Here is a 14,316-nt window from a genome sequence, read left to right on the forward strand (position 1 = left end):
GGGCGCGCGAAGAGGCCCGTCCCGGGTAGTGGGGCGGGCCTCCGGCTTGCCGAGTGGTGCGTTGGGGCGTCCGCGGTCAGCTCTCCGTCCGCGGGAACGACACCTCCACCCGGCGGTTCTTCTTGCGGCCGTCCTCCGTGGAGTTGTCGGCGATGGGGTACTGCTCGCCGTAGCCGCGGACCTCGAAGGTGACGTTGGGGTCGTTGAGTTCCTGGTCGAGGACGTCCTGGACGGCGTTGGCGCGTTGGCGGGAGAGGACGTCGCCGTGGGCCGAGGAGCCGAGGTTGTCGGTGAAGCCGAAGACCCGGATCTTTGTCGCGTTCTGGTTTTTGATCTCCGTCGCGATGGAGGAGATGCGGGCTCTCGAGTCGGCGCTCAACTTCGCGCTGTTCTTGCTGAACAGGACCTCGGCCTGGAGGGCGAACTTGACGTCGGAGTTGGTGTCCTCGCGGCGTTCGTCGCCGCTCTGGTCCTCCACGACGGATTTGATGTCGAGGACTTTGGGGGTGGCGAGGGTGGCGCCTTCGGGGAGTTTGAGGTCGGGGTCGTTGGGGTCTACCTGGACGGGGGCGGAGGCGGAGGGTTCGGTGCCCGGGGGGACGCTGGGGGTGTCGTCCGCGTGGGCCCCCACCGCGCCGTAGACGTTGGCGGCGACCATGACGGTGGCCGCGGTGACGGCCACCAGCAGCCGTGGGGCCGTCGAACGGGTGTGGGTACGGGTCATTGCCGGCCTCACCCGGAGATCTTGATCGTGGCGCTGGAGAACGTCGGGAGCTGGAGGGAGACCTCGGTCGTACTCGCCGGTGGCGCCGGGAACTGCATGAAGACCGAGAGCTCCTCGCCCGCCTTCAGGATCGAGAAGCCCGTGGTCGTCAGCGGGCGGCCCTCGGTGTCCCGTAGGACGTAGTAGCGCTTCTTCTCCTTGGAGTCCACGAGGGTGGCGCCGCCCAACGACCTTCCGTGCGCGACGACTTCGGTCTCGTCCCCGCGCAGGGCGGACGGCACGGTCACCGAGTTCGCGCTGTCGTTCTTCAACGTGCCGTTCACGGTGACGAATCCGCCGGAGTCGCGGTCCGCGGAGGTGACCTGGAGGAACAGGCCGTCCGAGCCCTTCAGTTCGGCCAGGGGGTCGTCCGACTGGCCTTCCTGGGCGCTGGGGTCGGATCCGTCGTCCTTGGCATCACCCTTGGAAGCAGAAGCCGTTGTCTCCGGCTTCTTGTCGTCACCGCTGCCGCCGCAGCCCGCCATGCCGACGGCCAGGCCGGCCGCGACGGTCAGTGCGACCATCCCCCTGCGAGCCCGCGCAGTGAACCGAATGCTCATGCTTCTGCTTCCTTCGTCACTCGTCGTTCGCTATTGGTCGGCCAGATGGACGTCGAACAGGTCCTCGGGGTGCGGAAGTTCGGTGAGGTGCTCCGGGTCCAGGTCCCAGAACGCCCCGTCGTCGCAGGTGAGCCGTGGCAGCACGACGTCTCCCGCGTCACCGTCCCCCGGCTCGCCCTCTCCCGGATCGTCGTCCCCAGGGTCCTCGGCAGGGGGCTCCGTGGCAGGGGGCTCCGTGGCAGGGGGGTCGAAGGTGCACAGGGACTGGATGACGGCGGTGGCGTCCGTGGTGGACCGCTTGTCCTCCGTACCGGGGATGACGGATTTCCCGACGGTCCGGTTGGTCCTCACCTGGACCGTGAAGCCGAGCAGTCCCTGCGGTACGCAGCTCAGCACGGTCGCGTCGTTCTGTGCCGCGAGCTGGTCCGCGCGCCCGCAGGAGGGGGCGAGACCCCCGACGTCGCCGTCGAAGATGTCCTGCCACTTCGTCGGGTCGAGGACGTCCGCCACCCACAGGTCCGCGAGCTGGTCCCGCCTGTCCTGGGCCGCCGCGAGGGCCGCCGCGTCGGCAGCCGTCTGGGCTCCGTTCCGATTCGCCGCGGCCTGGCCGACCGCAAGGTACGCGAACGCGAGGAAGAGCAGGCCCCCGACCACCGTGATGTAGATGGGGAACGCCTGCCCTGCGTCGCCGAGGTCGCGCCTGCGCATCAGCCCGTGATTTTGCCGATCTGCGTGGTGATCGCGTCGGCGATCGTGCCGCCGAAGTCCGTGCTGAGCAGAACCAGGATGATCGCCACGACCACCGCGATGATGCCCAGATACTCGACCGCCGTCTGGCCCTTGTCGTCGCGAGCGGCGCGGGTCCGCAGGTACGCGACGGTGGTGTTGATCCAGTTGCTCATGGTGTTCCCCTCCGGGTTCGGTGCCGGTGGCGCTGTCGTCACGAGAAACGTACGACGGAACACCCCGCCCGTCAGAGGGCCCCAGGGCCCAAATCCGGATCCGCTCCAGGCTCGGGACCCATGTCTTGCTCCCCTTCGTCCCCACCGGTCACCCCAATCCCCGTGCCGTGCCGAGCCACTTGGCGGCGGCCTCGGAGCGGCTGCTGCTGTGGAGCTTGGCGAAGATGCGGTTGATGTGGTTCTTGACCGTCTTCTCACTGATGAAGCACATGGCGGCGATCTGCTGGTTGTTCATGCCGGACGCGATGAGTTCCATGATCTCCGCCTCCCTCGTGCTCAGTTGGTACCTCGACCGGTCGGGAGCTGCCGGACGGCCGCTCGACCATCCAGACGACGACTGTCCCACATCCGGTTGCACTTGCGAAAGGTTTTCTGAAGAAATAGTGGAGACGACGGACGGCGAGTACCTGAAACTGCCTGCGGGGAGGGGTTCTTGAGGTGGAGCATGGATGACCACGGAGCGACTTGATCCGTATGCAATCGCACTTCCTACGACGTTCCGTACCGCCTCTACCAGTTGGTCCACCGTGAACTCGCCGTGGACCAGATAGCCGGCCGCGCCCCGGCGGAGGGCCTCCTGGACGATCTCCGGCTCGCTGCTGTACGTGAGCATCATGACCGGGGCGATCCCGACCAGGTACGGAAGCGCCGAGAGGCCGTCGACGCCGGGCATGCGGACGTCCAGGAGGACGACGTCCGGGCGGAGTCGACGTGCCGCCTCGTACGCCTCGCGGCCGTCGGCGGCCTCGGCCACGACCGTGATGTCCGCGCGGCCGGTGAGCAGGGCCGTCAGGCCCGCCCGGACCACCGGGTTGTCGTCGGCCACCACGACGCGCAGAGTCGTGTCGTCCGGCATGGGGCGGCCTCCTTTCGTGTCGTGGGGGGAGTTATGAGGGCGAGGCCGTGAGGGCGGCCAGCGGGAGTTCCAGGCGGACTTCCGTGCCCCGTTCGTGGTCGCCCCGGCCGATGCGGATGCGGGCGCCCACCGAGGCGGCCCGCTCGACCATGCCGACCAGGCCGAAGTGGCCCGTTCTGCGGAGCTGTTCGAGGGAGGCGTCGGGCGGGAGGCCGCGCCCGTCGTCGTACACGCTGACGCACAGCGACTCGCCGTGCACGCCCGCGCTCACGTCGACGCGGGTGGGGCGCCCGTGCCGGTGGGCGTTCTCCATCGCCTCCGAGGCGATGGTGAGGAGTTGGCGGGCCACCGCGGGCGGCACGGGCGGCACGCAGTGGTCGCCGGTGGGGCGGTAGTGGGCCGTCACTCCGGTGCGGGCGCCGAAGTCCCGGGTGCGGGCGGCCAGTTCGACGAGGACGTCGGTGGCGTGCTCCGGGTCGGACTCGCGGCGCAGGTCGGCGAGGAGTTCCCGGGACTCGGCGGCGGCTCTGCGGACCGAGCGGGCCACCAGTTCCGCCTGCTGTTTGACCCGTGCCGGGTCCACGCGGTCGGCGCCCGCCGACGCCACGAGACCCTCCGCGGCCAGGGCCACACCGTGCAGGGTCTTGGCCACCGAGTCGTGCATCTCCCGGGCGAGGCGGGCCCGTTCGGCGCTGACCGCCTCGGCGACGGCGAGACGGGCCTGGACCGTGGTCAGTGCCTGGGTGGCGGCACCGAAACGGAGCATCAGCAGTCGCAGGGTGACCCCCACGGCCCCGGTGATGACACAGAAGCCCGGCAGGAGCAGGGCCTCGGTGACCGTCGGGTGGAGGTCCTTCGAACTCGCGTAGACCGTCACGAGGATGAGCCCCTGGAGGGACGCGAAGAGACCGGCCCCTCGCCAGCCGTAGACGAGGCCCGCGAGCAGCGGGGTGCAGACGCTGACGTAGGCGAGGGTGCTGTCGGGGCCTGCGGCGACCAGGAGCAGCGCGGCGAAGAGCGTGTCCACGGCCAGCAGGGTCGGGTGCCGCAGCAGGAGGGAGCCGAAGCGCTCCCAGTCGCGGAACAGGACGTACGACCCCATGAACGTGACCAGCACGGCCGCCGCCACCAGATGGGCCCCGAGGCCGGGGGCCGCATTGAGGAGGGCGGCGGGGGCGGCCAGCGCGATCATGGCCAGGCGGAAGCCGAAGACCTGGCGGCACATCGCCTGAAGGGCGTTGATCTGGATGGGGATCGGCGGTGCGGCTGAGCCGGAGCCCACGCCACCCGCACCTCCCTCGTCGTCAGACGCGAGTGGGCCCTGCGGCGGCCGAGCGGCGTCGGCGGTCGCCGGACCGGGCCCTGGGACGGCTGCCGTCGCGGGCGGCCACGCCTCCCGCCGCGGTCCCGGCTGGGACGGCACCGCCCCGATCAGGACGTTGGACCTCTCCCAGCCCGGAGGCAGCGCCGGAGTCGCCGACGTCACCGGGATGTCGACGGCACCGGTGCGCACGTCGGGCGCGAGGACCGTGCCCGTGGGGGGCGTCGTGATCTCCGGTGTCCGCGGGCGCCGTCGCCGCAGCCGGGTACGCTCCTTCGTCGCCATGGCCGTCGTCCCCCTAGTTGCCCGTGATCGTGCCGAAGTCCGTGCCGGAGCCGAGGATCAGACCCGCGCCGAGCAGGATCATCGTGGCCGGGACCATGAAGGTGGTGATCACCAAGGTGGCCCTGGGGACCGCACGGGCCGCCTTGCGACGGGCGTTCTGCGCGTCCGTGCGGCGCATGTCCTTCGCCAGGGACACGAGCGTGTCGACGATGGGGGCGCCGAGTTCCTCGCCCTGTTGCAGCGCCGTCACGAACATCGCCACCTGCTCGGAGTCGTTGCGCTTGCGCAGTTCCGCGAAGGCCTCGCGGCGGCCCATGCCGAGGTCCATCTGACGCAGGGTGATGCGCAGTTCGTCCGCCCAGGGACCCTCGTACTTCATGGAGACCCGGTCCAGGGCCTGCCGGAAGCCGAGGCCGGCGCTCACCACGACCGCGAGGACGTCCAGGAAGTCCGGCAGCGTGCGCTCGATGACGTCCTTGCGGATGCGGATCGCCGACCAGATGCCGACCTCCGTCCAGAACGCGCCGAAGGCGAGGAGGAGCAGCGCCAGGAGGAGGTGCCCCTTCGTGATCATCACCAGAGCGCCGAATACGCCCAGGAAGCCGTAGACCGCGCGGCGGGCCGCGTAGCGGTTGATCGTCAGGCCACCGGGGTTTCCCGCGAGGTCGATCTTGCGGCGGTACTTGGCGACCAGTTTGGGGCCCATCAGCCGCAGGACCGCCGGCGCGTACCGCATCCCGAGCCGGTCGATGACCGAGTCGACCGCGCCTGTACGGGTGGAGCCGACCTCGAGGGCCAGTACCAGGTCGCCCGGCAGTTTCACGTCGGCCCGGTACATGCGGATGCCCGCGAAGACGCCCCAGACGCTGAGACCCATCGCCAGTGCGAGCAGTAGTGCCATCGGTTGTCCTCCTTCCCGGTTTCCTCAGACGTCGATACGGGACATGCGGCGGATCAGGATGAAGCCCACGGCGTACATCGAGAACGCGATGATCACGGCGGCCTGGCCGACAGGCGATCCCGTCATGCGCTCCAGGGCTCCGGCCTTGATGCTGTCCATCAGAAGCAACGACCCGAGACCCAGCACCGGCACCGCATAAGAAGTCATATTCACCTGCGACAACTGCGTCCGAACCTCCCGTCGCGTCTCCTTCCGCTCCTCCAGCGTCTCCGTGAGGTTCCGCAGGGCCGTCACCACCTGGCCGCCCGCCCGGTTGGAGAGGACCAGCGTCGTGACGAGGACGACCAGTTCGCGGGACGGGAGGCGTTCCGCCATTTCGCCGAGCGCGTCGTCCATGGAGACGCCGAGGGCCAATTGGTTCGCCACCTTGGCCAACTCCTCACCCGCGGGCGCCTCCAGTTCCTCCGCCGCCATGCCTATCGCAGTCCTCAGCGCCAGCCCCGCCTGCGTCGCGTTGGCCATGATGCGGGCCAGTTCGGGGAGTTGGTTGATGAACTTCTCGATGCGTTTCTGGCGCTGCCAGTTGAGGAACTGGACGGCCGCCCAGATGCCGAGGAGGCCGGCGATGGGGCCGAAGAAGGGGGCCAGGGAGGCCTGGCCGATGAGGAAGAGGCCGGCCACCGTGGCGAGCATGTAGACGAAGAACTCGCCCGGCGTGATGTCCAAGCCCGTCGCCGCCAGGCGGAGTTCGAGTTTGCGGCCCAGCCGCGTACGCCGCACCCGGCGGTCCACGTTCACGAAACGCCGGCGTCGGACGCCCGTCGGGATCTGGCCCGTGGCCGAGAGGCGGTCGACCAGGGCCTGGCGCTGGGCCCTGCCCTTTGTGTAGACGTGCAGGCCCACCACGGCGAGGACACACGTCAGCAACGTGATGCCGGTGGTGAGCGTGACGAGCTGGTCCAGTTCCATCGGTCGGTCCTACCTGGCTTCTCGGGTGGTCAGCTGCGCCGCGGAGTTGGCCACTCCGAACGCCTGCGGGACGGGCTGGCTCGCCATGTAGAGGCGGTCGGCGGTGCGGCGCGGCAGGGGGGAGTACTCGAAGACGCCGTAGACCCGGCCGTCCGCCGCCATCGGCTGCGCGTGGAAGCGGGCCACGGTGGCCAGTCGGTACGGTTCGCTGCCGTGGCTGTCGAGGATCGCGATCTCGGTGATCCGGCGGGCGCCGTCGGCGAACCGGGTGAGCTGGATGATCACGTCGATCGCGCTGTTGATCTGGTCGTGCAGCGCCTCGAACGGGACCTCGACCTCCGACATCGACGCCAGCGTCTTCAGACGCATCAGCGCGTCCTCCGCGCTGTTGGCGTGCACCGTGGCCAGCGAACCGTCGTGGCCCGTCGACATCGCCTGGAGCATGTCCAGGGACTCGCCGCCGCGGACCTCACCGACCACGATCCGGTCGGGGCGCATACGGAGGGAGTTGCGGACCAGGTCGCGGATGGTGACCTGGCCCTGGCCCTCCACGTTCGGCGGGCGGGACTCCAGGCGGATCACATGGGCCTGCTGGAGCTGGAGTTCGGCCGAGTCCTCGATCGTGATGATGCGTTCCGACTCGGGGATCAGGCCCGAGAGGGCGTTGAGGAGAGTTGTCTTGCCGGTGCCTGTCGCGCCGGAGACTATGACGTTGAACTTCGCCTGCACCAAGCCCGCCAGCAGGTACACCATGTGCTCGTCGAGCGAGCCCAGGCCGACCATCTCGTGCAGTGTGAACGAGCGCGGGAAGCGGCGGATCGTGAGGGTCGCGCCGGTCAAGGACAGCGGCGGGATGATCACGTTGACGCGCTCACCGGACGGGAGGCGCGCGTCGACCATCGGATTCGACTCGTCCACCCGCCTGTTGACCGTCGACACGATCCGCTCGATCGTCTGCATCAGCTGGTCGTGGGACGGGAAGCGCAGCGGGAGCTGTTCCACGCGGCCGCCTCGCTCCACGAAGATCGCGTCCGGGCCGTTCACCATGATCTCGGTGATCGACGCGTCCTCCAGGAGCGGTTCGAGGATGCCCAGGCCCAGCGCCTCGTCCACGACCCGGCGGATGAGCTGCGAGCGTTCGACCGTCGACAGGACCGGGCCCTCGCGGCTGATGATGTGCCCGAGCACGCGTTCCAGGCGGGCCCTTCGCTCGGCCGCCGCCAGCGAACTCATCTCCGCGAGGTCGATCTCCTCAAGGAGCTTGGCCCGGTACGACGCCACCAGGTGGCCGTCCTCGCCCCGGCTGCCGTTCTCCTCCGGGGTGTTGATGCGGGACCGCAGACTCATGGTGCACCTCGTTCAGTGGTCGAGCGGCATGGTGGCGGTCTTCTGCGCGGGGTCGAAGTCCCAGCCCGGGACGATGGACGGGATCTGGACGGTGGCGGTGACGGTGACCGTGTCGGCGCCGTACGCCTCACCGCAGTCGATCTGGTCCGCGAGCCAACTGCTCACCGCGTTCTCGCACCCCGTCTGGGCGCTCTCCTGCAACGAGGCCGCCCGCGCCCCCGCCCGGGCCGCGGTGCCCGCCTGCTGCGCGGTGTAGGCGATGAGCCCGATCTGTACGCCGGCCATCGCGACCAGGATCAGGACCGGGATGAAACCCAGGTACTCGATGGCGACTTGGCCCAGGTCACGCCGACCGCGGCCACGCCGGCCCCGATCGCGTCGCCCCTTGCCCCCGCCGCTCTCACCTTCGTACGACATCTCAGTCCTTCACCTCCTCCACCGCACCCGCGTGGCCCGTCACGGGGAAGGGGAAGCCGATCGCGCCGGGGAAGAGGACCGGTACCTCCAGGGTGACGGTGGCCCTCACGTAGCCGCCACTGGTCTCGCACTCCACCTCGCCGCTCCACGCGTTAGGGAGCTTGTCCAGACCCGCCTGTTGGCACGCTGCGTTCCTGGCACCGCCCGGCGCGACCTCCGTCCCCGCCCGTACCGCCTCGTCCGCAGCATTCCCCGCAAGGGTGAACGTGTATCCCAACAGGACGAACTGCCACACCAGCACCAGCGTGACGATGATCAGCGGGGTCATGCCGAGCAGCTCGACGCTCACCTGACCCGCGTCCCGCCGAACCGCCGGCAGCGCCGCCGGCCCCCTCACCGCTCCAACTCCTTGCGTCGCCGCAGCGTCAGCGCGCTCCGGTCGCCGCCGCGGGAGCCGCCCTTGGAGCCGCCGCGGGAGCGGCCGTTGCGGTGTTGGGGGCCCTCGGAGCCCTTGACCAGGCCCAGTTCGCCCGCGAGGGTCCACAGGGCCTGCTTGACGGTGCTCCTGTTGTCCAGTTCGTGGACCCGGCCCGCGTCGACCGCGCTCTGGAGTTCCTTGAAGTTGGCGGGGATCACGGTCGCGGCGAGGCCGGTGCCGGTGATCTTCTGGATCAGCGGCGGCTGGATCTCCGTACCGCGGGTGTGGCGGTTGACGACGACGGTGGTCTCCTCGGCCTTGCGGACCTGGAGGCGGTCCCACATGCGGACGGCGCGCTTGGCGCCGCGGACGGAGACCACGTCGGGGGTGGTGACCAGGAGCGCGGTGTCGGCCATCTCCACCACCGCCGCGCCGGCGCCGCTGAGTTGGGCGCCGCAGTCGACGACGACGACCTCGTAGCGGGAGCGCAGGGCGCCGACGATCTGGCGGGCGGCGCGGTCGGTGACCTCCTCGCCGCGTTCGCCGTCGGCGGGGGCGAGCAGGAGGGTGAGGCCGGTGTCGTGGCGGAAGACGGCGTCGGCCAGGACGCGCGGGGTGATGTCCGTGATGGTGGCGAGGTCGACGACCGAGCGGCGGAACTGGACGTCCAGGTAGGAGGCGACGTCCCCGGTCTGGAGATCCATGTCGAGCAGGACGGCGCCGCGGCCCGACGCCTGGGCGGCGAGGGCGATCTGGATGGCGGTGGTGGTCGTGCCGACACCGCCCTTCGCGCCGCTGACCGTGACGACGGTGCCGCCGACGCCGGTGAACACGTCGCCGGCGGCGCCCAGATGCCGGCGTACGCCCACCGACCACTGGGCCACCGCGTGCACCCGGCTGGCGAGTTCCTCGTAGCCGAGCGGCAGGGCGATCAGGCCGCGGGCGCCGTAGTCCATGGCGGCCTGGAAGAGGCCGGGGCTGACGTCGGAGGTGACGAGGATGACGCCGACCGCCGGGAAGCGCAGGCTGACCTCGCGGACGAGTTCCAGGGCGGGGACGGGCCCGATGCGCTCGTGGACGACGACGACTTCGGGCAGCTCGTCGATGGACTCGCCGGCCAGCCGGGCGAGGGTGTCGATGAGCTGGGTGGAGTCGGTCACCGGGGCGACCGGTTCGGCGTCCGGCAGCTGGCTCAGCAGTGTGGTGAGGGAGCGGACCGCGTCCACGTCGCCGACTGCCGGGAGGATCCTCGTGGGCATGGCGGCCTCTCACTTGTCCTTGGCGAGTTCGTAGGTGCGGTCCTGCTCGGGCACCGTGCCGGTCTCCCCCGGCGCGACCAGCGCGAGCCGTACCCGCTTGGCGAAGGACTCGGCGTACGTGATCCGCTGGGCGTCCAGCGCGGAGAGCGCGAACGTGATCGGTACGGCCTCGGTGGCGTCCCGGGTGCGGTCGTCGGCGTCGGGCTGGAGCGGGGTGAGGTCGCCGACGTCGAGGACGGACGCGTTCGTCACGATGATCTTGGAGAGGTCGGGATCGCCCTCCCGCTGACCCTCGAAGGTGGCGTACACGTTGACCTTCGAGCCCGCCGTGATCTTGCCGGCCACGCCCGTCGCCGCGTCGATCATGATGGCGACCTCCTGCTGCCCGGGCTGGAGGGCGGGCTGGTCGACGATCATGTCGCTCTGGAGCAGGGAGCCCTGCTTGAGCGTGGTCACGGCGATCTTGTCGCGGATGTCGGCGAGATCGGTGACCGCGTTCTCCGACAGCCACCGCTTGGGCATCTCGGTCTTCTCGAACTGGGCCGAGGTGAGCCTGGTGTACGGCTTGATGTCCTTCTTGACCTCGTACGCCGTGACCTCGGGGCCGACCTTGGACTTCACGTCGTTGATGACGGACAGCACGCCGGCGAACGCGCCCAGGGCGCAGAGGACCGACAGAAGCAGGAGTAGCACGCCGCGGCGCTGACGGGAGTTCATGAACCGTACAACCTCGTTGGGGGGCTCGGTCGAGCGGAATCGGGGACGGGAGGCCGGGGGCGGTTCAGCCCGCGGGCAGTTGGTTCTCGTGGACGGGTGAGACCGGCGCGGTGGCGGAACAGAAGACGCAGCGGTCGCCGATGACGTCGATGCCGCACCAGTGACAACTGCCCTGCCGGACCGACGTGACCAGCTGGTAGAGCACCGACAGGTCCGGCAGATAGGCGGCGAACTCGACCAGCTTCCCGGTCTCCCACCACACCGCGGACTCGGCGGGCAGCGCGGTCTCCCGCAGGCCCTGCACGCTCCACTGCTTGGCCAGGGTCGCGGTGACCCAGTCCGACTGCAGCTGTCCCTTGGCCACTTGCATCCAGGTGCCGAACTCGGGGCCGGCGAGGGTGGCTCCGGGACCGATCTTCACCAGTTGCGGCTCGGGGTGCGCGAGGGCGGCGAACTGGCTGCCCGGCACCCACGACTTGGCGTGCGACTTCAGCGGGACGGGGACCCGGTCGAGCCGCGCGACGGAACCGAGCAGCGCGCCCGCGTGGATGTAGTGCGTGAGCAGCCGGCCCGCGGAGGCGAGCACCCCGGGACTGAGGTCGCAGGAGGCCAGCTGTCTCAACTGACGGGCCAGGACGGCGAGTCCGAGCGGGGGCAGTTCGGGACGGAACAGGGCGATCCGGTCGCTCTCCAGCAGACCGCGGATGGTGAGCAGTCGCCGCACCACGGTGTGCGGGGTGGCCTGCGAGTACACCACGATGAGATGCCCGTGCTGGTCCAGCAGCGACTGGACGGTGAACAGCGCCTGGTCGAGGGGCTGTTTGTCCAGGTCAGGCAGGACGACAGCGGGCAGCGTCCGGTCGTCGTGCGGCGGCAGCGCGAGGTCTGCGCCGGTCACGGCAATGGCAGTTGGCACGCCCGCTCCCCGTGTTACGCCGTCGGCGGACCGAGATCACTCCGATACACCGAGTTGACTTCACTGCGTGACTACCTCAGCACTGTAACCACGCCTCTGTGACCGGAGAACAGCGTTTCTGTAGCTGGTAGGGAACTCGCCATGCACAAGACGCGCCAAAACGGAGCAGGTTGGTCATCTTGCCGCTCCTTGTGGAGCGAGTCGACCTTCCCCCAAGTTGGTCTGGACCTCTTGACAGCCGGATTGGTCTGGACCAGCTTATTGTCATGTCCCCACTTAGAAGATCGGCACGGCTCTGGTCGGGAGTCGTCACCGCTGCCCTCGCCCTCTCCCTCGCGGGCGCGGGCCAGGCGTCCGCCGCGGACGTCAACAACGCCAAGAACGCCGGCTACGAGTCCGGCCTGAGCAACTGGACCTGTTCGGCAGGCAGCGGCACCACCGTCTCCTCGCCGGTGCACGGCGGCTCGGCCGCGCTCAAGGCGACGCCCGCCGGGCAGGACAACGCCCAGTGCACCCAGTCGGTCGCCGTGAAGCCCAACTCGACGTACACGCTGAGCGCCTGGGTGCAGGGCGGCTACACCTACCTGGGCGTGACCGGCACGGGCACCACCGACGTGTCGACGTGGACGCCCGACTCCACGTCCTGGAAGCAGCTGTCGACGACCTTCACCACGGGTGGCTCCACCACCTCGGTGACCGTCTACACGCACGGCTGGTACGGCCAGGCCGCCTACTTCGCGGACGACCTCTCGGTGTTCGGCCCCGACGGCGGCGGGGGCGGCGACCCGGCCCCGACGATCCCCGCGGCGCCGGCCGGCCTCGCGGTCTCGGGCACGAGCTCCTCCTCGGTCTCCCTCGCCTGGAACGCGGTCTCCAACGCCACCGGGTACAACGTCTACCAGGGCGGTACGAAGGTGACGTCGGTGACCGGCGCCTCGGCCACCGTGACCGGCCTCGCGGCCTCCACCTCGTACTCCTTCCAGGTCACCGCGACCAACTCGGCCGGTGAGTCGACCAAGTCGGCGACCGTGACGGGCACCACCACCGCGACCGGCGGCGGGGGCGGCGGCACCCTGCCCAAGCACGCCGTCACCGGCTACTGGCAGAACTTCAACAACGGGGCGACGGTCCAGAGGATCTCCGCCGTCCAGTCGCAGTACGACATCATCGCGGTGTCCTTCGCGGACGCGACGGGCACGCCGGGCGCCGTGACCTTCAACCTGGACTCGGCGGGTCTGGGCGGCTACACGGTCGACCAGTTCAAGGCCGACATCAAGGCGAAGCAGGCGGCCGGCAAGAAGGTCATCATCTCGATCGGCGGCCAGAACGGCACGGTGTCGATCAACGACTCGACCTCCGCGACGAACTTCGCCAACTCGGTGTACTCGCTGATGCAGACGTACGGCTTCAACGGCGTCGACATCGACCTGGAGAACGGCCTCAACGCGACCTACATGTCGCAGGCGCTGCGCTCGCTGTCGTCCAAGGCGGGCTCGTCGCTGATCATCACGATGGCCCCGCAGACCATCGACATGCAGTCGACGTCGAACGCCTACTTCCAGACGGCCCTGAACATCAAGGACATCCTCACGGTCGTCAACATGCAGTACTACAACAGCGGTTCGATGCTGGGCTGCGACGGCAAGGTCTACTCGCAGGGCTCGGTGGACTTCCTCACCGCCCTGGCCTGCATCCAGTTGCAGGGCGGCCTCGCCCCCTCGCAGGTGGGCCTCGGCCTGCCGGCCTCGACCAGCGGCGCGGGCAGCGGCTATGTCTCGCCGACGATCGTGAACAACGCGCTGGACTGCCTCGCCAAGGGCACCAACTGCGGTTCCTTCAAGCCGTCCAAGACGTATCCCGACCTGCGGGGTGCGATGACCTGGTCGACGAACTGGGACGCCTCGGCGGGCAACGCGTGGTCCAACTCGGTGGGCGCGCACGTGCACGCGCTGCCGTAGCGCGAAGCGGGACCCGGACAGAGAGGAATCGGGAGAAGAATCGAGATCGGTGGGCCGGGGGATGAAACATTTCCCCCGGCCCACCGCATCAATGAAGTGAGTACGGTGCCGAACGGCGCCGTGGGAGGGGGGCTCGGATGAGACAGCGCCGGGCGGAGGAGTACGCGGAGTTCGCCTCGGCACGTGCCGGGCATCTCTACCGGTCCGCCTGTCTGCTGACCGCCGGGGACACCCATCTCGCCGAGGATCTCGTGCAGGAGACCCTCGGGCGGCTGTACATCAGCTGGGGACGGGTGTCGCGGGTCGGGAATCCGGCGGGGTACGCGCAGACGGTCCTGACGCGGACGTTCCTCGCGCACCAGCGGCGGCGCAGCAGCACCGAGCGGGCCACCGACGTGCTCCCCGACCTGCCGGGGCGCGCCTTCGACGGGGACACCTCCCTGCGGCTGACCCTGCTGGAGGCGCTGGGCCGGCTGCCCGCCAAGGACCGGGCCGTGGTCGTCCTGCGCTACTGGGAGGACCGCTCGATCGAGGAGACAGCCGACGTCATGAACACCAGCTCGGCGGCGGTCCGCACGCGCTGTGTCCGGGCGCTCGGGCACCTGCGGGAGCTGCTCGGCAAGGACCTCGGCGAGTACGCGCGCCCCTGAGCACCGCGTCCATGAAC

At 69.7% G+C, this 14,316-nt stretch carries 16 protein-coding genes; 2 read left to right on the top strand and 14 right to left on the bottom strand.

Annotation, left to right across the window (positions count from 1 at the left end):
* Nucleotides 1–76 precede the first annotated feature (76 nt).
* The 14 genes from ACWD5F_RS37485 to ACWD5F_RS37550 form a co-directional block, all read right to left on the bottom strand.
* Nucleotides 77–724, bottom strand: coding sequence for an OmpA family protein (locus ACWD5F_RS37485; RefSeq protein WP_451260764.1), 648 nt, complete (start codon nucleotides 722–724; stop codon nucleotides 77–79).
* Between the two features lie 8 nt (nucleotides 725–732).
* Nucleotides 733–1,323, bottom strand: a complete 591-nt coding sequence (locus ACWD5F_RS37490) for a hypothetical protein (RefSeq protein WP_451260765.1) — start codon at nucleotides 1,321–1,323, stop codon at nucleotides 733–735.
* A gap of 30 nt (nucleotides 1,324–1,353) precedes the next feature.
* Nucleotides 1,354–2,031 (bottom strand): pilus assembly protein TadG-related protein, encoded by a 678-nt coding sequence (locus ACWD5F_RS37495; RefSeq protein WP_451260766.1) that lies wholly within the window; start codon nucleotides 2,029–2,031, stop codon nucleotides 1,354–1,356.
* Nucleotides 2,031–2,225, bottom strand: coding sequence for a hypothetical protein (locus ACWD5F_RS37500; protein ID WP_123998023.1), 195 nt, complete (start codon nucleotides 2,223–2,225; stop codon nucleotides 2,031–2,033). Before ACWD5F_RS37500 ends, ACWD5F_RS37495 begins: the two co-directional genes overlap by 1 nt.
* 148 nt (nucleotides 2,226–2,373) lie before the next feature.
* Entirely contained in the window at nucleotides 2,374–3,141 is a 768-nt protein-coding gene (locus ACWD5F_RS37505) for a response regulator (RefSeq protein ID WP_451260767.1), read from the bottom strand.
* Between the two features lie 31 nt (nucleotides 3,142–3,172).
* Entirely contained in the window at nucleotides 3,173–4,747 is a 1,575-nt protein-coding gene (locus ACWD5F_RS37510; protein ID WP_451260768.1) for a sensor histidine kinase, read from the bottom strand.
* A gap of 13 nt (nucleotides 4,748–4,760) precedes the next feature.
* The gene (locus tag ACWD5F_RS37515; protein WP_451260769.1) at nucleotides 4,761–5,648 is read right to left on the bottom strand and encodes a DUF5936 domain-containing protein; all 888 of its coding nucleotides are present in this window, start codon (nucleotides 5,646–5,648) and stop codon (nucleotides 4,761–4,763) included.
* Nucleotides 5,649–5,672: 24 nt separating this feature from the next.
* Nucleotides 5,673–6,617: a type II secretion system F family protein gene (locus ACWD5F_RS37520; protein WP_451260770.1), complete on the bottom strand. Its 945-nt coding sequence runs from the start codon at nucleotides 6,615–6,617 to the stop codon at nucleotides 5,673–5,675.
* A 9-nt stretch (nucleotides 6,618–6,626) separates the two neighbouring features.
* Nucleotides 6,627–7,964, bottom strand: coding sequence for a CpaF family protein (locus ACWD5F_RS37525; RefSeq protein ID WP_401713510.1), 1,338 nt, complete (start codon nucleotides 7,962–7,964; stop codon nucleotides 6,627–6,629).
* A gap of 12 nt (nucleotides 7,965–7,976) precedes the next feature.
* The gene (locus tag ACWD5F_RS37530; RefSeq protein WP_451260771.1) at nucleotides 7,977–8,381 is read right to left on the bottom strand and encodes a TadE/TadG family type IV pilus assembly protein; all 405 of its coding nucleotides are present in this window, start codon (nucleotides 8,379–8,381) and stop codon (nucleotides 7,977–7,979) included.
* A 1-nt stretch (nucleotide 8,382) separates the two neighbouring features.
* Nucleotides 8,383–8,709, bottom strand: coding sequence for a pilus assembly protein (locus tag ACWD5F_RS37535; RefSeq protein WP_451260950.1), 327 nt, complete (start codon nucleotides 8,707–8,709; stop codon nucleotides 8,383–8,385).
* A 65-nt stretch (nucleotides 8,710–8,774) separates the two neighbouring features.
* Nucleotides 8,775–10,058 (bottom strand): AAA family ATPase, encoded by a 1,284-nt coding sequence (locus ACWD5F_RS37540; protein WP_451260772.1) that lies wholly within the window; start codon nucleotides 10,056–10,058, stop codon nucleotides 8,775–8,777.
* 9 nt (nucleotides 10,059–10,067) lie between these two features.
* A complete protein-coding gene (cpaB, locus tag ACWD5F_RS37545; protein ID WP_401713516.1) occupies nucleotides 10,068–10,775 on the bottom strand; it encodes a Flp pilus assembly protein CpaB in 708 nt (235 codons plus the stop codon).
* Between the two features lie 64 nt (nucleotides 10,776–10,839).
* On the bottom strand, nucleotides 10,840–11,691 hold the full coding sequence (locus tag ACWD5F_RS37550; protein WP_451260773.1) for a hypothetical protein: 852 nt from the start codon (nucleotides 11,689–11,691) through the stop codon (nucleotides 10,840–10,842).
* A gap of 266 nt (nucleotides 11,692–11,957) precedes the next feature.
* Here ACWD5F_RS37550 and ACWD5F_RS37555 point away from each other — a divergent pair, with 266 nt between their 5' ends.
* Nucleotides 11,958–13,649 carry a chitinase gene (locus tag ACWD5F_RS37555; RefSeq protein WP_451260774.1) on the top strand — a complete coding sequence of 564 codons (1,692 nt, stop codon included), beginning with the start codon at nucleotides 11,958–11,960 and terminating at the stop codon, nucleotides 13,647–13,649.
* A 137-nt stretch (nucleotides 13,650–13,786) separates the two neighbouring features.
* Nucleotides 13,787–14,299 (top strand): SigE family RNA polymerase sigma factor, encoded by a 513-nt coding sequence (locus ACWD5F_RS37560; RefSeq protein ID WP_451260775.1) that lies wholly within the window; start codon nucleotides 13,787–13,789, stop codon nucleotides 14,297–14,299.
* Nucleotides 14,300–14,316 lie beyond the last annotated feature (17 nt).

Source organism: Streptomyces sp. NPDC002499, from assembly GCF_053595415.1.